Source organism: Paenibacillus sp. FSL H7-0942 (assembly GCF_045040715.1).
Taxonomy (GTDB): Bacteria; Bacillota; Bacilli; order Paenibacillales; family Paenibacillaceae; genus Paenibacillus; species Paenibacillus amylolyticus.
In genome coordinates, this window is record NZ_CP150279.1 from 6,896,306 (window position 1) to 6,917,569 (window position 21,264).

Genomic DNA, 21,264 nt, shown 5'->3' on the forward strand with positions numbered 1-21,264 from the left:
TAATGGGATATAATTATTTATTGTGTTTTCCTAATTTCAGTGTATATTATTCCCAGTATCACAGAGGTTTTGACTACATTTATTTTAAAAAGCCTGTCCAATTCTGAATAATAACTGTACTCACATTAACCTCATTATGCTTTCATTTCACATTTCCACTTTAATAAACCTTTTCATACAACCCCCCGCTCAAACTCCGCAAACTCCACTCTGTTACGCCCGTTCTGCTTCGCCTGATACAATGCCTTATCCACCGCAGCGAACAGCTGAGTCAAATACCCCTCCGGATTGTCCGGCACATGCACAACTTCAAAGTCCTCAAAGGCCAGAATTCCAATACTAATCGTAATCGACACCTGCGTACTCTCGTGATCCACCATGATGTGGTTGGACTCCACAGCTGTTCTTACGCGCTCCGCGATTTGATTTGCCAGATCATGCTCCGTGTGCGGAAGGTAGATCATGAACTCTTCCCCGCCATAACGCGTCAGGATATCCGTACTGCGAATGGATTGTTTGACGGCCTCCGCCGTGCGAACGAGCACTTCATCCCCGATGACATGCCCATAGCGATCATTAATCGCTTTGAAGTAGTCGATATCGAGCAGCAGGAGTGAGAATGGTGTTTTGTATTGAATATTGGTAATAACCTCGTGATTCAGATGTTGGGTCAGATAACGACGGTTGTAACAGTTGGTTAAACTGTCCGTCAGGGCGAGTTCCTCCAGTTTGCGATTGGCCTCGGACAACTCCTGACGGATCAAGTCTAGCGCCTGGTTTCGCTCCTGAAGCGTTACGTTCTGGCGATTCATCTCTTTCACGTAGAAACGCTCCTGTGAGACATCCTGAAACGTGAGAATATGACCGATCGGCACAAGAGCCGAATCCACAATCGGAGAAGATTGCAGGATATAGTGCCGGATATTGTTGTCCCGCTCCACGATCACTTCAATGTGAGAGAGGATATTTTCTTTTTTCTTATAATGATTGACGAACTCCCGGCAGCTGCCCACGACATGAACAGACTCCAGAAAGGCTTCCATATCAAAAGAATCCCCCACATGCAGATCCATAAAGGATCGTGAGGCTTTGTTCGCTTCAACAATGACTTCATTCTCATCCAGTACCAGGATGCCATATGGAATGGTATTGATTACATCCTCATGGGCGATGGAGACCAGATCGAACACATTGTATCTTTTGATTACATAGACAAAGAACAGGTCCGACAAAAAGATCCCCAGCGAAGTCATGCCAGGAATGATCGGCAACCAGCGGGCTAGAACGACATTCAGAATCGCATCAATCGTTGCAAAAACAGCCAACACCAAGATGCCCCACAGGGTGATTCTCACCTGTTTTTTGATCATGGCAGAAGTCTGCGAAGAATACACCGCCCGGAATAGAACCACGAGAGAAGTCAAGAAATAGCTCACCAGAATAGTCATCACAACCCAGAACCAAAGGCCGTAATCCCGCTCGATGTACCCGCCCTCCAGTGGGATGACGAACTCGTTCCATGGATTAGCGACCACACCTATAGCCCCGATCACCGCAGGGACAAATAGCAAGAAGGTTCCTTTTGCACTCAGACGCTCTGAATAACCGGTAATAAAGATCGTCAGTAGAAGCCACCCGCTCCCGAGCAAAGAGACAGCAACGAAAGATAAGGTAACGTAGAACAATTGCAGACCGGAATCGTCCGTGAGCGTACTCGCAAATTGACAGAAAGGCCAGAGCATCATCAACCCGTGAAATAAAAAGTACACTTTATGTAAGTTCGTAATTCTAACCGTAGCAAACACATATACACCTACACCAAACAAAAGGACAAATAAAAAGAGATCATACCATACTAAAGGGTTCACGAATCTTCTCCTTCTTAGATGCTACAATGACAACGTGGTTGTTCATGATTCTATGTGATACTTATATATAACTTCAATAAACACCTATACAATTCTGCTACGCCAAACTTATTGGTTAATTTAACCATATCTTATCACACCACCATAAGGGTGAGTAGCCCATACACTGGAAGTCCGACCAACCTCTGATCGAAATGCTGATCTATTTCTGATTATTTTTGAATGCTTTTGAAGGTTTAGAGTACAAACAGGGGAGGAGATCATCTGCTCGGGAGATATTCGGATATCATCAAGTGATCGATATTGAGCCATCCGGCTATCGGACGGCCCTTGTATCATTCGGTTACTGCATGTAGAGGGAGATTGTCCGTGAATAGATCGGGGTTATGCTTGAGCATCTCCGTAATTACCTCTGCTGTCTTAGCCGCATCACACACTCTTACGACCGCATCACCGAGCTTTCCTGTACGCATCGCTCCTTCGCGAACCAATACCTCGTCTACTTTCCAGAAATGCTCTGACCATGGCAACCCACAATGTCTGCGGGATGGTACTGAAATCTGGCTTCCATCTGGTAAAACTGTATACAGCATTTCATGCTCGTCCGTCATTCTGCCAGGGATGTCCACCCACTCTTCGACCCCGTGGATAAATGTATTCCGCTTCAAGTCAACGCCTACTAACAAGATCGTCGCTTTCCGATCTAACAGTTTCCCCCATGCTGAACCTCTCGCACACGGTGTGTCGAAGAGATGATCATCCTTCGTAAACGCCTCTGCATCCCGTCCCAGTGCTGCTACCGAGTGCGTTGGGTGCCATGAACGAACTACGCCCGGACGTTGACGAAACAGTTCAGGCAGAATACCCACGCAACAGGTAGAATTTTCCACGTGGAACACTGGGTTATCCGCATTAATGGTAGACCACGTATGAGTGGGAAGCACCAACAATCCCTCTTTCATATAATCGCTAAAGGCATCCAACACTGTGTCTGCTCCACCTTCAACCTCGCCTATACTTTTCATGGAAGAGTGAATGAGCAACGTGCCTTGCCTATCCACACCAAGCTGTTCTAGTTGCTGCATCAAGCTTTCTTTTGTATACATGTCCTTCCTCCTTCATTTCTTATCCCTTTTCGATGAAAAAGCAAATCCTTGCTCAGCTTCACATCATGCTTCTCAGCATAACAAACAAAGGGCCGAGGGTTAACCCCCGGCCACAGAGAAAAAAATTGGTTGAGTTCAGGCAGTAGCTGCCACTCAACTTTTACTTAATAATAACGTACTCCAGATTCACTAGCTTCGCATAAGTCACGATCTGGTCTGTAGTCAGGTTCAAGGATACAACCGTATGGTGACCACCACCATTTTCGATCCATGCTTTCACTCCATCTTGGAAGTTAGGCTTCACGCTCCACAGAACACGTGCTACCGGCAGGTTAGGTGCTGGAACGGTTGGCTCAAATGCAGATACTTCATTGATCAGCAGTTTGTAATGTGTACCGAAGTCTGCCATGGATACCACGACACCTTCGCCTGCTTTACCATCGAATACAAGACGTGCCGGATCTTCACGATCGCCAATGCCCAGTGGGGACACGATGATTCTCGGTTTGGTGCTGGCAAGCGTCGGATCTACTTCAAGCATGTGAGATTGCAGGATCGCTTCTTGTCCAGCAGCCATCTCGTATGTGTAGTCTTCCATGAAGCCTGTGTTCTCGTTATGAGCCATGATTTTCAGCAAGCGATCCAGCGCAGCTGTTTTCCAGTCACCCTCACCGGCAAACCCGTACCCTTGAGCCATCAGGCGTTGTACTGCAAGACCCGGAAGCTGCTTCATGCCATGCAGATCTTCGAAGTTTGTAGTAAAGGCGCTGTAGCCACCTTCGTCCAGGAAACGTTTGATCGCAATCTCATAACTCGCTTGCACACGTACGCTGGCTTCCCAAGCTTCCTTGCTGTTCGTGCCATAATCGAATTCGTAGAGGTCTCCATACTGAGCAATCAAATCATCGATTTCCTGCTCTGTTACAGCGTTCACGTATTGCACGAGGTCGCCAATGCCGAAGTAATCAACCGTCCATCCGAATTGGATCTGTGCTTCCACTTTATCACCTTCGGTTACGCCCACGTTACGCATGTTATCACCGAAGCGAGCTACTTTGATGTTAAAGCTTTCATTATAAGCTACCGCTACGTCCATCCAGTCAGCAACCTGTTGTTGCACTTCTGGGCGCTCCCAGTAACCAACAACGATTTTATTTTGTTTTCTCAGACGGGCATTAATGAAGCCATATTCGCGGTCACCGTGTGCCGCTTGGTTCAAGTTCATGAAGTCCATATCGATGGTTGCCCAAGGAATGCTTTCGTTGAATTGGGTTGCCAAGTGCAGCAAAGGTTTTTGCAGCAATTTTGTACCACGAATCCACATTTTCGCCGGGGAGAATGTATGCATCCATGTGATCACACCCGCTACTTCGTCGCGGTAATTGACTTCTTTCATCGTGCTCGTGATTTTATCTGCGCTTACCGCCAGATCCTGCAATACGAGCGGGTACGGCAGTACGCCGCTTGCATTAAGGGCATCCGTAATTTTCTGTGCATTGGCTTTTACTTCACCCAGTGCTTCTTCTCCGTACAAGTGCTGTGAACCGACCACAAACCAGAATTCTTTTGCTGCTGACATATAATCATCCTCATTTCATTATTTTATAGTTGAATAAATGGGTTACACTGGACCACTGCGCAGCCAGAATAATCTTCCGATCACTGTTATCCCCAGATTTTTTTGATTCCCTTTTCTAAAGGGAAAATCCGGGGATAAAGGTGAACGCTCCGCTTCTCCAGCTTTCTTCTGTCTTCTCCGTTATCGTGTAAAAGTTTTATACAACTTCGTTGGCAGTAGTAGCACAAGACCTATTCGATTGGATTAGTGTCATCCTATCGATACACAAACTAATTACTTCTGTCCGTAATACGCGTCTTTTCCGTGTTTTCGCAGATAGTGTTTATCCAAAATGCCTTGTGGCAGTTCCTTTGCGAAGTTATTCAATTGCCGCGCGTACAGGTTCATTTTGCATACCTCTTCCAGCACGACACTGTTCACCACCGCAGACTTGGCATCTTTCCCCCACGTAAACGGCGCGTGACCATGGAGCAACACTGCCGGAACCGCCATAACATCAATCCCACGCTGTTCAAACGTTTCAATAATGACGCGTCCTGTCTCCGCTTCGTATCCGCGATCAACCTCGTCCTGGTTCAGGAAACGTGCGCAAGGCACCGCCCCATAGAACGTGTCCGCATGTGTTGTTCCCATAACGGGTACGTCCAGTCCGGCTTGCGCCCAGATGGTCGCCCATGTGGAGTGTGTGTGCACGATGCCACCAATCTCCGAGTAATGCTTATATAGTACTGCATGTGTTGCGGTGTCCGAGGAAGGTCGCATCTCACCCTCCACCACATTACCGTCCAGATCAACTACAACCATGTCGCTTGCTTTCATCACATCGTAGCTGACGCCACTTGGTTTGATGACGAACAGACCGCTTTCCCGATCAATTGCACTGACGTTACCCCAAGTGAATTTTACAAGTCCGTGCTTTGGCAGTTCCAGATTCGCCTGGAATACCTCTTCTTTCAGTTGTTCTAACATGTTATTCCCTCCCGTTCTCTACCAGATGATCTACAGCTGATTGCTCAATCGCAAGTCCACTCCGGTAGCGTTTGATAAATGCTTCAAACCCTTTCACATCCGATGCATCCGGCGCCACTTCGACTCCCTCAACATCGTTAAAGACTTTCTGCTCCAGGAACACATCCAGGCTCTCCTCTTGATCCTTGTTGATCATGTACGAGGCCAGAAGTGCCATACCCCATGCGCCTCCTTCACCAGCAGTAGACATTACCGACACCGGTACGTTCATCGCAGCAGCTACAATCCGTTGCCCGACGACAGGAGTCTTGAACAGGCCACCATGCGCCAAAATACTGTCAATGGCTACATTCTCTTCCTCCGTCAAAATGTCCATACCCAACTTGAGTGCACCGAAGGCACTGAACAGATGTGTCCGCATGAAGTTTGCCAGATTGAAGTTGCTTTCCGGGGAGCGGACGAACAATGGACGGCCTTTCTCAAGTCCCGTAATGTTCTCACCTGAGTAGTAACCGTAGCTGAGCAAGCCACCACCATCAGGGTCTGCCTCCAAAGCCTTGTTAAACAACACGCTAAACAACTTGGCGTTATCCACTTCATATCCCATTGCTTGAGAGAATTCACGGAACAGTCCAACCCATGCGTTGATATCACTGGAACAGTTGTTGGCATGCACCATCCCTACTGGACTGCCATCCGGCGTGGTGACCATATCGATCTCGGGATACACTTTGGACAATTCCTTCTCCAGTACGATCATCGCAAATACGGATGTGCCAACGGAGATGTTGCCCGTACGTTTTCTCACGCTATTTGTTGCCACCATACCCGTTCCGGCATCGCCTTCTGGCGGGCAGAGCGGAATGCCTGCTTGCAGATCTTGCGAAGGGTCGAGTAACTTGGCTCCCGCTTCCGTTAGCTCACCTGCATTCTCACCCGCGAGATATACCTTGGGCAGAAGGTCCTCAACTTTCCACGGATAACCTTTGCCTGCGATCTGTTCGTCGAACTGTTGGATCATGGATGGGTGATAGTTATGTGTAGACTCGTCAATTGGGAAAATGCCTGAAGCATCGCCGATCCCAATCGCCTTATTGCCCGTCAGCAACCAGTGGATGTATCCAGCCAAGGTTGTCAGGTAATCGATCTGTGGTACATGCACCTCTTCGTTCAAAATCGCTTGATACAAGTGGGCAATGCTCCAGCGTTCCGGAATATTGAATTGCAGAAGCTCTGTCAGCTCCCTTGCAGCTGCTCCCGTCGTAGCGTTACGCCAGGTGCGGAAAGGTACCAACAGTTCACCCGCGCTATCCAACGCGATATATCCGTGCATCATGGCCGAGAATCCGATAGACCCGACCGTGCGCAGCGTGATTCCGTATTTCTGTTCCACATCTTGCTTCATCTCACGATAAGCCGTTTGCAGACCTGTGATGATATCCTCCTGGTTGTACGTCCAATATCCATCTTTCAGGAGGTTCTCCCATTCATAACTGCCTGACGCGATGGTCTCAAAACGATCATCAATCAATACCGCCTTAATCCGCGTTGATCCAAATTCAATTCCGAGCGAAGTAGCGCCCTTGGTAATGGCTTCTTTCAAGTCCAATTGACTCATAATCACGTGTATCCCCTCTCCGGTCGCGATTTCACATCCCAAAGGATGCATATATAAGGTGAAGCTTTTACTTATGGCAGTAGCTAATAATGAATTTTGTATAAATACTCCTGTTGTGTTTTCAAAGAATGCGCTTTCCTTTTCTGACAGCCTTAGTATATTTTTTGTACGTACATTTGTCAATAATATATAATAGTTATACTTACAAAGAGCACATATCGTGCTCTATTTGATCAATAAAAGGACTTAAATGGCTGTAAATTGTCTATGCTGTAAGGTACACCTCCATTCAAAAAGGCTGGATATGTACGGTTTATTTTGAAAAATGTTCGGTTTTATTTTCATCCTATCTGAATCATGCTAAAATATGTACGTACAACTATTTGAACAACAACGTTGATATAGATGAGTAACGATGAAAGAAGTGGACTACGTGAAGCCAAAATATCAGGTCATCATTGATGATATAAAGAGTCATATCCTTTCGGGGACATATAGCATAGGCGAACAGATCCCCACCGAGTTGGCATTACAGGAAAGCTACAACGTAAGTCGCCAGACGGTGCGGAAGGCTATTTTGGAGTTATCTAATGAAGGATTTTTACGAAGCGAAAAAGGTTCAGGGACCTACGTTAGCAATCAGTATCGCTCTCGATCAGGCGGCAACACATCGAAGAAAACGATTGGTGTGATCACGACATACATCTCGGATTACATCTTTCCGTCCATCATTCGCGGTATTGAGAGTCGTCTGAATGAGGACAACTACTCGTTACTGCTGGCCAGTACTAATAATGATGTAGCGCAGGAGAAAAAAGCCCTCGAAATGATGCTCTCCTATGGTGTGGATGGCCTGATTGTCGAGCCGACCAAAAGTAATCTGTACAACCCAAACATTGCATACTACCTGTCCTTCAAAGAGCAGGATGTGCCGTTTACGATGATTAATGCGTTCTATGAAGAGCTGGAGGTTCCGTTCTTCTGCCTGGATGACGTGCAATCCAGCTATCTTGCCACACGAGAATTGATCGCCAAAGGCCATACCCAGATCGGCATTATTGCCAAAATGGATGATCTACAAGGCAAGTACCGGATGAAGGGGTACATCAAGGCGCTGGGTGAAGCGAAGTTAAGGTTCCATCCTGAGCAAGTGCTTTCCTTTGATACCGCATCGAAACCGAGTTTATCCTCTAATGTAGCAACGTATCTGGACGAAAACAGGGATTCGCTCACCGCAATCGTCTGTTACAACGATGAGGTGGGACTGGAGGTCGTGAACGCCTGCAGGCAACTCGGCATCTCGATCCCGGATGAGTTATCCATCATTGGGCAGGACAATTCGTACATCGCCAAGAACGCCAACATCAGGCTTACAACGCTAACCCATCCCCAAGAGCAAATGGGCCGTGATGCTGCCGACTGGGTGATCAAGAATCTGCAAGGCAAAAAGGATCTGCCAACAAACACCTACTATCAGCCGGTGCTGGTTGAGGGAGAGACGGTGAAGGAGATCGTAGTGGAATAATATTGTTGTGGGACGGGCGTTAAGTTGTTACCGAGCGTTTCTGTCCAACATAATTAAAGAAGGCCGTCAGAATATCTGCGGCCTTCTTTGTTTTTGTTCACTATTGACGAGGGATTACTTCTTCTTACTATACATATACATATACATCTTCTCTAATCAAAACTACTTCGCCTGATCCGCTTCTTCTTCTTCTTCGCTTACCAGACTTACAAGGACGCCTTTCTTCTCCAACTTTTTCACAACCTGTTCTGCTCGATCATTCAGCGGATTGTTAGCCAAATATACTTCTGTTAGATGTGGGATGGTTTCGAGCACTGCAATATCCTCAATGAGATTATCTTCTACATATAGATACTCCAAGGTTGGATGGTTCTTGAAAGGTGTCAGATCTTGAATTTTATTATCATTCATAATGACCCATTCCAACTTTAATTTCTGAAGCGGACTTAGATCGGTCACCTGATTCCCACTGGCGAGTAAACTGGTCAGCTTATGCATATTTTTTAATGGAGCCAGGCTTTTGATTTTGTTATCGTCCATAACCAGATTTTGCAGATTAGTCAGACCTAAAAGTGGCGAGATATCTGCAATCTGATTGCCTTCAACAGCTAAGAACGTCAATTTCTTTAACTTGTAGAGTGGCTTAATATTTTTTATATTTTGACCAGGCAAGAATAAATCCGTCATATTAACGGCATGTTCAAGACCTTGCAGGTTAGAAATCTTACTTTTTAATTCCATAGCATATAGAGATTTTAATTTTTTCAAATCGGCAGCCTTTATTTCCTTCTTAGCCGACATCTTCAGATCTGCTCGAATAACTTTGGCCAAGACCGGGTCCTTAATAAGTGACGACGCAGCCAAAACGCTCGTTGCTGGTAATAATACAAAAACCAAACAAAGTACGATCAACTTTTTGATGAATTGATTATGCATGTAGAATCTCCTTACATTATTTTAATAATACAAATATACCATGATCTGGAATGTAATACATGGATATTATTTTCATCCTAATTTAATAGAACCCCTCCTGCTCTCATCCTATAACTGTTCCGTTAAGAACGGATAATGGACTACTTCATCAAGGAATGTAACCCTCTGCGCTTCATACCGGGAAACTTGTGGCTGAGGGTAAGCCCGCAGAGGTGATAACCGCCCCACAGGTCAAAGACATTTTCGGATTGGAATGTACGGTCATAGAAGACCCCGTTTCGGGATCACCGATGGTGGTGCCTAAAGGGCGATTTCATGCGAGATAGACAAATAGCGGCAGTCGCGACAAAGATCCCTTTGTCCTAACTGTCGCTATTTTATTTTGTCCACCACACCTCTTCCTCAGTCATGCCGCTTCCCTGATCCGTTATTCTCATCTCTACCTATGGCTTCACTCTCTTGGCTGATATGGGTTCTGATCAAACATCCACTCAAAAGTGAGGATACACTAAAAAGCCATACGGAAGATGGTCCGTACGGCTTTTTAGCGATTTTTTCTTATACATAACACATGCGTGAATGATGAATGACGTTGAAAAAGTTACTTCCAGAGCTCTTCAGCAATTTCCTTAATGAAGGCAAGCTTGCGCCATTGCTGTTCCTCGGTCAGATGGTTGCCTTCTTCCGTGGAAGCGAAGCCGCATTGCGGGCTCAGGCAGATTCGATCCAGATCAACATATTGTGTAGCTTCCTCAATCCGTTTCAGGATATCTTCCTTGTTCTCCAACTCTCCGAATTTGGAAGAGAAGAGGCCAAGTACAACCTGCTGATTGTCCTTCAGGAAACGAAGCGGCTTGAAGTCACCAGCTCGTTCCGTATCAAACTCCAGATAGAAACCAGAGTAGTTATCGATGCTCAGAAGTGTCTGCGCAATCGGCTCATAACCGCCACCGACTCCTGCAAATGTCGAAACATAATTACCGCGGCAGACATGAGTGGTTACCACGAGGTCTTCCGGCAGGCCAGATACCACATCTTCGTTCAGTTTTGCGAGTTCGTTTGCGTACTCTTCCACATTAACGCCAATCTGCTCCATCACTGTGATGAACTGTTGGTCACACAGTGCACCCCACGTGCAATCATCAATCTGGATGCTACGGCAGCCGGCTTCATAAAAGGCCAAGATGGATGCTTTGTACGCCCCGGCAATGTCCGAGAGAAGCTCTTGGCGGTTCGGATAGATGGCCTGTGTGCTTTCCTTATTATCTGCCCGGTCCAATTCGAATAGGAACTGTGCAGCTGCTGGGATGGACTGACGGGCAACAACGTCTTCCCCAGCCGCTTCTTTCAAGAAGGCATAATGCGCTACAAATGGATGACTGCTATAGCTGATTTTTCCACTCAGACGAGCTGTTTCCGGTCTGGATGTCGCACCGTTGAATCGGTAGCCTTCCTCAATGATTGTCCGCTCTACACCATCCAGTCCCCAGAAGAAGTCCAGATGCCACCAAGAGCGGCGGAATTCGCCGTCCGTTACAGCCTGAAGGCCAACCTCTTTTTGCTTCTGTACAAGTTTCACAATCTCGGCATTCTCCACTTCATTCAACTGTTCCGTGGTAATTTCGCCGTTCTGGTATTTTAATCGGGCATCCTTCAACGCACTCGGGCGCAGGAAACTGCCAACAATATCATATCGAAATGGAGTGACTGTTCGTTGTTTAGGTTCTGTTTGTATGCTCATAGTTTAATCTCCCCGTTTATCATTATAGAATTAAATATAACATATCCGATCGGAATAGCCGTTCTACGAAAGAGTTATAGCCCGCTATAGGTATTAGCTATAGCGGGCTATATTTAAGGACACTCTATATACAATCATGTATTCCATCTAACCTGACCGGATACCCGGAACAGGATCTCAACATCTATGATCTCAAGTCAACGTAAGAACGATCTGATCCCCGGAACGGGTGATTTTATAAATCCCCTCTTGCATGTCGATGCCATAATGCTTTTTCAGCAACCACTTGGCGTTGAGATCCGTCTCGACGACCACCAGATAATCGTAGCCGCTCAGAAGGTTATCCATATTATCCTCATAGAACAACACGATCCCGTCCACATGTGGAGCATACAAGAAATACTTTCCTACATATTGCATGTAATAATTCGTGACCTGCTGGTCCCTGTCTGAGGCGTAGAAGAGATATCTATTATTATCCACCTGCCCACCTGGGTACCACCGATCACCGGTAACCGCATGAATCTTGTAAGGGAGCGTTGTATCGTAGGTTTTGGCAATCGAGACGATCCCGTTGTATTCCGATAAAAGGATGGTCGCCGCAACCGCCATACAGCCGATAATGCCTTTTTGATAATGACCTTTCGTCTTGACCGTCTTAAAGGATTGATAATCAGGCACCTCACCGATCCGATAGTGGAATGATCGCTCCAGGTCGATCGCAGCGCACAACACCAGCCCACCGGCGAACAGCACCACGATACTCGATGCATAACGCTCAAAGCCTGCCAGGACAATGGCTTCATCTAATGGCATGGAGAAGAGATACAACGCCAGAATACCCGCATAGTACAGTAACAGAACAACGTCCAAAGCAATTAATGCTTTCCATAAGTTCCACTTCTTCTTGAGCACAACGATAGCAAATACCGAAGCTCCGATCGCGATAAGTTGAAAAAGTACAATGCCGAGCACAGGCCTGGACGTGATATCTATGCTTGATTTCAAGAAGAGCGTCAGAATCTCCCATTTCTGTTCTCCCGTCTTGCCCGCTTTGATCACCGAGGCTGTTCCCTCGAACTTGTTATTAATGCCTTGGAACACCGTCGCCATTCGCCAGCTCCAGCCGAAATACGGAAGTAGTGAACCACCAATGGTACCAAGCACAGCCAGTCCGACTTTCCAGTTCGAGCGTTGCCCATTTCTCAACCATGTATACACCAGGAAGATCAGGCCGATCGCGGCGAAAATAATACCCGTGCTTTTGATGATGGTCAGCAATCCGGCAAGCGGAAGAACAACAATACATGCCTTCATGATCTCATTCCGATATTGGTAAATAACCGCCAGGATCGCGAGTGCGTAGATCGGAAGCAAGAAATCCACGAGTAGATTGGTGATCCGAATCGTCAGATTGAAAAAAGAAAGCGTCGATAACCCGAGTCCGAGAAAAGCGTACAGAAGAAAACGTTTCTTCTCCGAAATAATGCCAAACATGGCATAAAAACAGGAAAAGATAAGCAGACCCTGTGCCAAAAGCATCACGGACTGGGAATGCCCCATGAAGCGACAGACATAATAAATAAATGACGAAGTCCCGAGCGGATAGTTTTTAAAATCAATCAGATTGGAGTCTGGCGTCGGAAAGGCATTTGTACTCAACATCTGCTTCAATACAATAGCCCAGTGCGAGAAATTATCGTAGTGTGTCAATTGATTTTGGAACAGAATCAGCAAAAAGATGAACGTTCCGCCCAGAAAAGAAAACTGAAATAACGAGAACAATACATTCGGCTTGGTCCCTCGTCGGACAGCTCGAACCAGCGTATCTCTAAAAAGAAACAAGCCGAGTATCATCACGATAATACTTCCTATAAAGAGCTGACCTGCCAAGCCAGCAAAATATACGATGCAGGCAATCGAGGAAAACACAAATACAGGGATAAACTCCCACCGTAGTGCAAATGTCTTCCGAACAAACTGCATATAACCAACAAAGGAGATTATCAATAAAACTCCCATCACAAAATGAAGCACAATGAGCATCTTTATCTCTCCTAACCCTCTCTGGTGGAACGATCGGAATGTGGCTCAATCAAATCAGTCAACAATTGGTCGATCAGGCCCTTCTCCACAATATCATCGATATTCTCCACCGAGAGAAGCACTTCGCGCTCACGAGCTGTCGTTTTTCCCGTATGTTGCAAAATGACTTCAATATTACTCTTCGTATAAAAAGTAACGACCGCTCCTGCCGCAATATCACCATGGAAACCCGTCGCGGAGAAGAAACGATAATTGAAGCTACGCAGCGTACAGCTAGCATCATTGGTGAAATGAACTGGAAGCTGAAGGGAAAGCCGCGGCATTTTTCGCTGATCCGATCTGGGTTGAACAATCCGTTTTTTCACATTACGTAACATATCGTCATAAGCCGTATCCCACAGATTCATCTGCTCTGGCAACGAGTGTTTACGGTCGTAGATGATTTGCATGTATTGGCGGTTATCATTCTCATCAATCGGCTGAACCGTTGCGGAGTAACGCCAGCCCTCTCCATCCTGTTTCACATAAACGATGACTGCATCGAGATTGGCCTTATACCGGTCGGTTTTGACAACCAAAGAGATGATCTTCTGCTCAGCCAAATAAATGGGATATGGGACATAGAAGGCAATACCTTGCTCAGATACATCCACCGTCTTGGCCTGATAACGCAGATTGTTGGCTTGGTCGTGAATCGTGACATCTTCCTGCGCCCGAATCCGTTCTGTCTCCCGGTACGCACGGCGGCCAACCATGAAGAACAGGGCGTAACACAGCGCAATCATGTTATGAATCAGCCAGAAAATAATAATACTGCTGAAGAACAGCGCAATGCCGTACTTGCCATTCACATACCGAATCACGGCTGCAATGGAAAGCAACAGCAAGAAGATATGCGGAAGTGCATATAACAGAGCAGACATCCATTGCCGACCGCTTGCTCTGCTTTTGTTGGTGACTTTGAATTTTTTCTCACGAATACCCAGCGTCTCCAGTAGAACCGGCCAGATCAGATAAGGCATGAATATGGTATCGATAACCTGACTCCATCGCTGATTCCGAATATTGCTGGACAGATATCGCATGGATACACTATAGAAGAAATAAGATGGAAGCCAGAATATTAAGATTTGCCAGAAAGTTGTGTTCACAATCTGGAAGTCGAACAACGCAAACAAAATAGGTGCCAAAATGAAAATCAACCGATTAAAGAAGGACCACCAGTATAAGAAACTGCTTAAATAGGTCACTCTCGTCCAGAAAGGAAGCTTGCCAGATAAGGGTGCACGCGTATTCTGCAGGCTCTGAATGATACCCCGTGCCCAACGAATCCGTTGTTTAATCATGCTCTTCACTGTTGTTGTTGTCTGCCCGGCAGCTTGAACCTCTTGAGTCGCATAGGTAATATAACCTTCCTGCTGCAAGCGGATGCTTGTCTCAAAGTCCTCGGTGATTGTATTGAGCGGAAAACCTCCGATGTCTTCCATACCTTGGCGGGAAATAATCGTATTACTTCCTGTATAGGCTACCGCATTGGAGGCATTACGCAGGATGTTCACTTCTCTGGAGAAGAAATCCTGTTCATTCGGAATACCTTGCTCTGCATACAGGTTAAACTGGAATAGATCCGGATTGTAGAAGCTTTGCGGGGTCTGTACCAGACCAAGCTTGAACTTAGGGTCCATCTCGTCCTCTCGGCGAGGACGCCATACCTCATTCTCCTTAATAAACGTGGAGAGCATGAAATAGGGTACCGTTTTCATCAAAAAGGTGTGCTGTGGAATCATATCCGCATCAAACGTTGCAATGAGCGGGGAAGAGCTTTTGCTCAGTGCATTGTTCAGATTACCAGACTTGGCATCCTTGTTTCCGGGGAACCCCAGATACCCCACGCCAAACTGTTTGGCAAGCTCCTCCACCTCTGGTCTCGCTCCATCGTCACAGAGATAGATATGAACCTTCTGCTTGTCCGGGTAATCCATGAACGTACAGGCATTAACGGTTTTATATAACAGATCAACGGGCTCATTATGCGTAGCAATAAATACATCCACATCCGGATAATACTCCGGCGGAACGATTGGAAAATCGAGCTGTGTACGTTCTTTTTGCATCTTTTGAAAGAATAATTCAAAGGTTGTCAGTACGGTGACCGTTTCAGCCACAATCAGCAGCATACCAAAAATGACGTTCAGTACGCCCTCACCCCATGGCAACGTAAAGAACGTGCGCCATACCAAATAAATCGACATCAGGATCATCGTGATGACAAAAAAGATATTCTGCCTTTTTTCGTTTTGCACTACAACTGCTTCCTCCTTGCTGCAAATACCCATCTTCGCTGCAATTGGAAACTGAGCAGGAACAGCAAGGCATCACAGACGAATTTCGCCAATTTCTCATCTACGAAGAGAACGGTATGGAATATATATACACCGGTACTGGACAGCAAGATCACTACTCCGCATAACGTTAGATAGCGCCATAGACTTCCCTGGCTATCCTCTTTGCGAAATACAAAGTGTCTGTTCAGTACATAGTTGACTACAATTGAAATCACTCTCGCAATCACAGTTGCAAGCAGAATTCTTAAATAGTGCTGCTCACCCAACATGGGCCGCAACGCGTCGATCAAAAACCAGGCGATACCCAAATCAACAACAGAACTGGCCACAGATGATGAAATGAACCGCAGAAAATTGGAGAACAACACACCCATTACTCGGGCACTATCCTGGATTGCTTTAAAATGAGTTCCCGCATTGCCATTTTCATAAATGACTTGGATTGGCATCGTATGAATCGGTATGCCAGACTGAATGCACGAGATGAGCATCTGCAGCTCATATTCAAATCGAGTGCCGCGAACATCCTGCATAAACGCAAGTAACCCTGGACCGAAGGCACGAAGCCCAGTCTGGGTATCTGACAGTTTTTTACCATAGAGCATGGCAAAAATAAAGGAGGTCATTCGATTGCCTAACAGGGACTTTGGGGGTATATTCCCCTCGCTGAAGTTTCTTACCCCGAGCACCAATGAGTCCGGATAAATCCTTGCTTCTTGGGCTATGAGGTATACATCCTCAGCTGCGTGTTGTCCGTCTGAATCAGCGGTTACGACGAAGGAAGATGCGTCGAATTGCTTCCCAATATACTCAAATCCGGTCTTGAGTGCCGCACCCTTCCCCTGATTTTCCGCATGTGTTAGCAGAGCACAACCATTCTCACGAAGCTCCTCGAAAATCGACTGGTAGGCCTCACCCGATCCGTCGTCCACAATAACAATATTGGTCAATCCATACTCTCGCAATTGCCGTACATAGGTTGGAAGTCTCTCATCCGGTTCAAGTGATGGAATGAGGATGATCGCTTCGCCGTTTTGTTTACCTATAATCATCCTGATAAGCCTCAATTCGACATATTTCAACAAATTTTTTTGAATATTGTGAGTATAACATCGAAAAGTCATACAGTAAACGAATAATTTGTATATATATTGGTAAAAAAGTCGCACTTTTTTATAAGCTAATTTATAGGTAAAAAGTACTAGTGGAAGGTCAGTCTAGTACTACTCAAACCATTTCACATTTGGCTCTTGTTTCAGTACATGTACCAGCACGGCATGCCGTTATCCACGGTGGTGATAGAAGTGAGCCTGCGTATCCAGAAGCACTCAAAGCGTGAATGAGCGCCTTCCCAGAATGCAGTAATTTCCGCAAAAGTTCATCTTCTGTCTCCATCGACCGATTGGACATGCATCGACTTACAAATCTGGACGAATGGTCACTTATGCGAATCACGAATTTGAATTAGAATTACCATAGACGATTAAAAAAAGGCTGTGATTCCAATGTTATTCGAAAGAGACAAATGGTTGCAGTATGGCATTCTGCGCGATGAGCCCTCTCTCGCTGAACGGTTGCCAGAAACACAGTTGCTTGAGAAGGATACGTTAACGAAGATGCTTCTTCAGTATCCCAGCGTTGTACTGAAACCTCGTAATGGCAGTTACGGAAGGGGTATCCTGTTCATTAAACGAAGCGGTGCAAATGCTTATCGTATTCAAAATGAAAATAACACAGTCACCATGAGAGACAACGAGCAGTTACTGGAATGGTTCGAACAAACAATCAAAAGTGATGAATATATTGTCCAAAAGCGTCTGCAGCTTGCTCAAATTAAACACAGGCCGTTCGACATTCGGATCATGGTTCAGCGCAAAAAGAGTTCCTCGTCCACTTGGAACGTGACAGGTTCCTATGCTAAAGTCGCTGCACAAGGATACCAAGTCACCAATGTGAATAACCGCCCCATTCCCGTTTTTAAAGCACTGAGACTGGCTCGAATTGGAGATCGGCGCTTACTTGTCAGAGCGGAACAAGTTGCACGATTAGCTGCCAAACGATTGGGAGAGCATTACCCTATGCTTAGACAAGTCGGGTTCGATATAGCCATCGACAAGAAACGGCGAATTTGGATTATAGAAGGCAATTATCAACCAGCCTTACGGCCTTTCCGACTTTTGAAAGATTCCTCGATGCACCGCAGAATATTATGGTACAAAGAACATTAAAGCAAAAGAAGACGACCTGCCTGCTAGCCCGGGCAAGTCGTCTCTTCATGTTTCGTACCTAATCTCGATATTAACCCTCTTCGGTTATTTCCGGCATTTTCTAATCGCACTTGTAACACGTGTCACTCGGAACTGATTTACCCCTACCTGTATAATGGCGAACTGGCTGTACGAAGTACCAGAAGAGGTATACGGTTCAGCCTCAATATTTCCACTCGGTGTTCTAACCGTCGCGGTGATTCTAGTTACCAGGCACACACCACGGTCGGAAGATCTCCAAGTCTCGTCACGCTGAACACTATATCTATCGTTGCTACAAAAAATCGATGCATACTCCACTACTCCACTCGCATTAAACGAAGTCGAGTTATAGATCTGAACAGGGTCATAACCACTAGGTGCTCCAGGTCTTCTATTTCCCATTCTCAAAACCTCCTTTTTATTGATAATCTATTAGATGCAATTAAATAGTTTTGGTGAGGTATAAATGTGGACAAGGCAGAAAAAGTGTGTTTGTACAGTGGTAGAGGGGGAACTGGTAGCTTCTGATGTCGTAGCTCAAACACGAAAAAGAACCACCCTTTAATGTACAAAGGTAGTTCGGGAAATTTGATCGTCTACTATTTTCCGATTCAGTAAGATTGTCGAGATTAAGTCGTATGTATGCCTTGCGAGCATCGTAGTAACGCTCCTGATGCTTCTATTCTGCCGCCTCCGCCAACCATGCTTGCATAGCCGTAGATTCTGCCCGATTCAAACGTAAGGCAATTTCGGTATTGATCTTATCCGGCGGCATGACTTCAACAAGGACACATACGGACTCTCGTGGTTGATTTAAGGCAAACACGCCTTCATCATCGAGCATTTTCATCGCCAGCTCCATGGCGTTCAGCCTCAAATCCAACTCGCGATTCCAATCATCATTCTCCAGTTCCGCAATGAAAGGACGCTCGTTATATCGTTGTTTGACATCGTCAAAGTGATCATCCCCAAAACAACAATAGGGCGAATCCGCATACGACCATTTGATGAGATCCGCAATCGTGGATACAGGTGTATCACTTTCCTCTGCTTGCCTAGCCGATTCCAACGCCAAAGCTTCCCACGACCATGCAGAGATGCTTGGCGCATGTCCTTCGCCAGTAGTGTATAACGTACAATAATAGTAACGTTCACCATTTTCAAAAAGAGTACAAAAAGACGTTCTGGCGGCAGCAGCGATCTCTATGGCCAGTGTCTCTATTTCTTGCATTGGCTTCATGAATAGAGTTCCCCTTTCCATTCGTTGATCATTTGCCCCTTCGATATGAATTGGCTATTTGGACTAGATACCAGACACCTGCACCCACAAGGGCAGCAAACACTAGATTGATGCAGCCAAACACGATGAGTGACTTTGCTTGGCCTGGACCAATCCGGAAAGCCGTAACAAGCTGGAAGACAGCCGGTAGCAAAAATGCCAGCCATGAGATGGTTATAAGCTTTTCTGTTCTGAAACTCCACCATACTGCGGAACATGAGGCGACTAGCAGTACCCAGGTACAGATAAGCTTTAGGGCGAACATCATTTCGTCCCCCTCCTATTTGCCATGAATCACAAGTCCATATTTACTGAATATCCACGATTGGCTCAAGTCGTGCATTGCATCATGGCTTATACGCACAGAGGGCTTTTGCTCCTTCATCGCATCTGCATCAAGGGCTGAGAAGCGAAGGGGTTTTGTCATTTTTTTGATAGAGTCTCTTATTTCATCGAAAAGCGCATAGGTTAGCGGCTTATGGTCCCGGATATCCTCATATATATAGTACTTTCCTTTTTCATCTTCCAAATTAACTTGAAAACCTTTCGGAAATGAAAGCAAGATACACGGCAGTTCATCCTCTGCCCATTGTCCGTGGTATGGAAAAGAAACTCCTTCATTTCTTACAAAAAATCCTGAACTTTCTTGATCTGATGCAATAGAAATAGAGTAAACAAAGAAGGGATGGATGTCATCTCTCTTTTCTCCTGCCACAAAATACTGATAGAACGTCTGATACTCCTCGTACACCTGATTATAGTCATGCTCTGTTCGGGCAGCATTGGTACGATGGAATTGCGCTTGCCGATGCTCCAAAAGCTGCAAAAGGCTTTTAAACTCTTCAGGAGTGATGAAGAATCTCAGTTTATAGAATCCGCTATTCTTTAATTTGTCCATTTCTTTTCGCTCACCGCCCTGTTTAGAAATGTTATGCCAATGACCTTAGCAGTTCGGGTTCAATATATATGTATCTTATTTCCATTATAGTGATTACCTTTCCTGAGTCTACCTACTTTACACTTGAATTTTGCGAATGAACTTTGAAAAGGTAGCGAAATATCAGGATCATTGCGCCTGTATGCGAGCAAAAGACATACGTGAGGTGAATTCCAGACTACCCGCCTTGTAAGGATGGGAGCACGCCAACATCTCGTAATCAGCACAAATTAGCCGTACGGAATATCACCCGTACGGCTAATTTTGACTTATTCAGCTTTGCGAATTTGAAATTGTTAAGGTTTAACTACAGAGAGAAGAGACTCATTCCCCTCAGAGATCACCGTCACATCTGGTGCAAACGTAGCATCACTTACATGTAACGTTTCACCAAGGTCCATAGCACTAATGTCGAATTCAATCGACGTTGGCAAGTGTCTCGGCAATGCCTCCACTTCAATAGAAGATAATTGAACTTGCACGACTCCGCCCTGCTTTGTGCCAATCGGTGTGCCGTTGAACTTCACAGGAATTTTAGTACGCAGGATCTCATTGGTCTGCACCTGCTGAAAATCCACATGAAGTAAATCCCGTGTAACTGGATCACGCTGGAGATCTTCCAACAATACAGTCAATGAGCCTTTCTCTTCAAACTGCAGTTCGATAAAACCAGACGTACCCTGCTTCAACCATTTTTGAAATTGTATTGTTGGAATATGAATCATTTCATTCTCCGTATTTTTGCCAAAAACAATACCTGGCAAACGCCCGGATTTACGTAAATCCCTAAGTCGGGATGTATTTAATGGAATGCGGTTCTCCGCTTGAAAACTAGTAGTCATGCTATGTTCGCTCCTCTTTATTAAATGATATTTTCACATTTTTCATACTCATCCAACCATCCCCTGTTGGGGCTAAAGAGAGAAACATAGCATCACCACCTCCATATACGATCCAATTAATTTTAAAATACATTTAATGTAAGCACCCATAATATACATGAAGGCACTCTACTCCGAAGAGTAGAATGCCTATGGGATGCTTCAACCCTATCATAGAAACATAG

The 21,264-nt window shown here is 45.6% G+C and carries 17 protein-coding genes; 2 read left to right on the forward strand and 15 right to left on the reverse strand.

Features of this window, described 5'->3' with window-relative positions:
- Nucleotides 1-173 precede the first annotated feature (173 nt).
- From MHI48_RS30155 to MHI48_RS30175, 5 genes are all read right to left on the reverse strand, one after another.
- Entirely contained in the window at nucleotides 174-1,868 is a 1,695-nt protein-coding gene (locus MHI48_RS30155; RefSeq protein WP_076329323.1) for a diguanylate cyclase, read from the reverse strand.
- A 335-nt stretch (nucleotides 1,869-2,203) separates the two neighbouring features.
- Nucleotides 2,204-2,974 carry an AAC(3) family N-acetyltransferase gene (locus MHI48_RS30160; protein WP_076329322.1) on the reverse strand — a complete coding sequence of 257 codons (771 nt, stop codon included), beginning with the start codon at nucleotides 2,972-2,974 and terminating at the stop codon, nucleotides 2,204-2,206.
- Nucleotides 2,975-3,134: 160 nt separating this feature from the next.
- Entirely contained in the window at nucleotides 3,135-4,553 is a 1,419-nt protein-coding gene (gene araA / locus MHI48_RS30165) for an L-arabinose isomerase (RefSeq protein WP_017691494.1), read from the reverse strand.
- A 273-nt stretch (nucleotides 4,554-4,826) separates the two neighbouring features.
- Entirely contained in the window at nucleotides 4,827-5,522 is a 696-nt protein-coding gene (locus MHI48_RS30170) for an L-ribulose-5-phosphate 4-epimerase (RefSeq protein ID WP_047840995.1), read from the reverse strand.
- 1 nt (nucleotide 5,523) lies between these two features.
- The gene (locus tag MHI48_RS30175) at nucleotides 5,524-7,140 is read right to left on the reverse strand and encodes a xylulokinase (RefSeq protein WP_076329321.1); all 1,617 of its coding nucleotides are present in this window, start codon (nucleotides 7,138-7,140) and stop codon (nucleotides 5,524-5,526) included.
- Between the two features lie 433 nt (nucleotides 7,141-7,573).
- On the opposite strand from MHI48_RS30175, the gene MHI48_RS30180 reads away from it, so the two are divergent.
- The gene (locus MHI48_RS30180; protein ID WP_076329370.1) at nucleotides 7,574-8,665 is read left to right on the forward strand and encodes a GntR family transcriptional regulator; all 1,092 of its coding nucleotides are present in this window, start codon (nucleotides 7,574-7,576) and stop codon (nucleotides 8,663-8,665) included.
- 162 nt (nucleotides 8,666-8,827) lie between these two features.
- On the opposite strand, the gene MHI48_RS30185 is transcribed toward MHI48_RS30180, so the two are convergent.
- The 5 genes from MHI48_RS30185 to MHI48_RS30205 all read right to left on the reverse strand — a co-directional run bounded on the left by MHI48_RS30185 (nucleotide 8,828) and on the right by MHI48_RS30205 (nucleotide 16,785).
- Nucleotides 8,828-9,601, reverse strand: a complete 774-nt coding sequence (locus MHI48_RS30185; RefSeq protein ID WP_076329320.1) for a leucine-rich repeat domain-containing protein — start codon at nucleotides 9,599-9,601, stop codon at nucleotides 8,828-8,830.
- A gap of 601 nt (nucleotides 9,602-10,202) precedes the next feature.
- Nucleotides 10,203-11,342, reverse strand: a complete 1,140-nt coding sequence (locus MHI48_RS30190) for a 5-methyltetrahydropteroyltriglutamate--homocysteine S-methyltransferase (RefSeq protein ID WP_076329319.1) — start codon at nucleotides 11,340-11,342, stop codon at nucleotides 10,203-10,205.
- A gap of 192 nt (nucleotides 11,343-11,534) precedes the next feature.
- Nucleotides 11,535-13,388: a hypothetical protein gene (locus MHI48_RS30195; protein WP_076329318.1), complete on the reverse strand. Its 1,854-nt coding sequence runs from the start codon at nucleotides 13,386-13,388 to the stop codon at nucleotides 11,535-11,537.
- Nucleotides 13,389-13,399: 11 nt separating this feature from the next.
- Nucleotides 13,400-15,691: a glycosyltransferase family 2 protein gene (locus tag MHI48_RS30200; RefSeq protein WP_076329317.1), complete on the reverse strand. Its 2,292-nt coding sequence runs from the start codon at nucleotides 15,689-15,691 to the stop codon at nucleotides 13,400-13,402.
- Complete coding sequence (locus MHI48_RS30205; protein WP_340018808.1) at nucleotides 15,691-16,785, reverse strand: bifunctional glycosyltransferase family 2/GtrA family protein; 1,095 nt, start codon at nucleotides 16,783-16,785, stop codon at nucleotides 15,691-15,693. Before MHI48_RS30205 ends, MHI48_RS30200 begins: the two co-directional genes overlap by 1 nt.
- 453 nt (nucleotides 16,786-17,238) lie before the next feature.
- On the opposite strand from MHI48_RS30205, the gene MHI48_RS30210 reads away from it, so the two are divergent.
- On the forward strand, nucleotides 17,239-17,961 hold the full coding sequence (locus tag MHI48_RS30210; protein ID WP_036671837.1) for a YheC/YheD family protein: 723 nt from the start codon (nucleotides 17,239-17,241) through the stop codon (nucleotides 17,959-17,961).
- Between the two features lie 84 nt (nucleotides 17,962-18,045).
- Here MHI48_RS30210 and MHI48_RS30215 read toward each other — a convergent pair whose 3' ends face one another.
- The 5 genes from MHI48_RS30215 to MHI48_RS30235 all read right to left on the reverse strand — a co-directional run bounded on the left by MHI48_RS30215 (nucleotide 18,046) and on the right by MHI48_RS30235 (nucleotide 21,040).
- The gene (locus MHI48_RS30215; RefSeq protein WP_051449797.1) at nucleotides 18,046-18,384 is read right to left on the reverse strand and encodes a hypothetical protein; all 339 of its coding nucleotides are present in this window, start codon (nucleotides 18,382-18,384) and stop codon (nucleotides 18,046-18,048) included.
- Between the two features lie 277 nt (nucleotides 18,385-18,661).
- Complete coding sequence (locus MHI48_RS30220) at nucleotides 18,662-19,222, reverse strand: DUF4303 domain-containing protein (RefSeq protein ID WP_036671838.1); 561 nt, start codon at nucleotides 19,220-19,222, stop codon at nucleotides 18,662-18,664.
- A 28-nt stretch (nucleotides 19,223-19,250) separates the two neighbouring features.
- Nucleotides 19,251-19,529 (reverse strand): hypothetical protein, encoded by a 279-nt coding sequence (locus tag MHI48_RS30225; RefSeq protein ID WP_100526859.1) that lies wholly within the window; start codon nucleotides 19,527-19,529, stop codon nucleotides 19,251-19,253.
- Between the two features lie 12 nt (nucleotides 19,530-19,541).
- Complete coding sequence (locus tag MHI48_RS30230) at nucleotides 19,542-20,159, reverse strand: hypothetical protein (protein ID WP_405142632.1); 618 nt, start codon at nucleotides 20,157-20,159, stop codon at nucleotides 19,542-19,544.
- 335 nt (nucleotides 20,160-20,494) lie between these two features.
- Nucleotides 20,495-21,040 (reverse strand): 50S ribosomal protein L25, encoded by a 546-nt coding sequence (locus MHI48_RS30235; RefSeq protein ID WP_036611836.1) that lies wholly within the window; start codon nucleotides 21,038-21,040, stop codon nucleotides 20,495-20,497.
- Nucleotides 21,041-21,264: the final 224 nt, after the last annotated feature.

What these genes read in the sequence shown, in the direction of transcription:
- MHI48_RS30175 (WP_076329321.1), bottom strand. Translation starts at nt 7,140, where the DNA reads ATGAGTCAATTGGACTTGAAAGAAGCCATTACCAAGGGCGCTACTTCG.
- MHI48_RS30225 (WP_100526859.1), bottom strand. Translation starts at nt 19,529, where the DNA reads ATGATGTTCGCCCTAAAGCTTATCTGTACCTGGGTACTGCTAGTCGCC.
- MHI48_RS30205 (WP_340018808.1), bottom strand. Translation starts at nt 16,785, where the DNA reads ATGATTATAGGTAAACAAAACGGCGAAGCGATCATCCTCATTCCATCA.
- MHI48_RS30215 (WP_051449797.1), bottom strand. Translation starts at nt 18,384, where the DNA reads ATGGGAAATAGAAGACCTGGAGCACCTAGTGGTTATGACCCTGTTCAG.
- araA (WP_017691494.1), bottom strand. Translation starts at nt 4,553, where the DNA reads ATGTCAGCAGCAAAAGAATTCTGGTTTGTGGTCGGTTCACAGCACTTG.
- MHI48_RS30230 (WP_405142632.1), bottom strand. Translation starts at nt 20,159, where the DNA reads ATGGACAAATTAAAGAATAGCGGATTCTATAAACTGAGATTCTTCATC.
- MHI48_RS30210 (WP_036671837.1), top strand. Translation starts at nt 17,239, where the DNA reads ATGTTATTCGAAAGAGACAAATGGTTGCAGTATGGCATTCTGCGCGAT.
- MHI48_RS30235 (WP_036611836.1), bottom strand. Translation starts at nt 21,040, where the DNA reads ATGACTACTAGTTTTCAAGCGGAGAACCGCATTCCATTAAATACATCC.
- MHI48_RS30170 (WP_047840995.1), bottom strand. Translation starts at nt 5,522, where the DNA reads ATGTTAGAACAACTGAAAGAAGAGGTATTCCAGGCGAATCTGGAACTG.
- MHI48_RS30185 (WP_076329320.1), bottom strand. Translation starts at nt 9,601, where the DNA reads ATGCATAATCAATTCATCAAAAAGTTGATCGTACTTTGTTTGGTTTTT.
- MHI48_RS30195 (WP_076329318.1), bottom strand. Translation starts at nt 13,388, where the DNA reads ATGCTCATTGTGCTTCATTTTGTGATGGGAGTTTTATTGATAATCTCC.
- MHI48_RS30160 (WP_076329322.1), bottom strand. Translation starts at nt 2,974, where the DNA reads ATGTATACAAAAGAAAGCTTGATGCAGCAACTAGAACAGCTTGGTGTG.
- MHI48_RS30220 (WP_036671838.1), bottom strand. Translation starts at nt 19,222, where the DNA reads ATGAAGCCAATGCAAGAAATAGAGACACTGGCCATAGAGATCGCTGCT.
- MHI48_RS30190 (WP_076329319.1), bottom strand. Translation starts at nt 11,342, where the DNA reads ATGAGCATACAAACAGAACCTAAACAACGAACAGTCACTCCATTTCGA.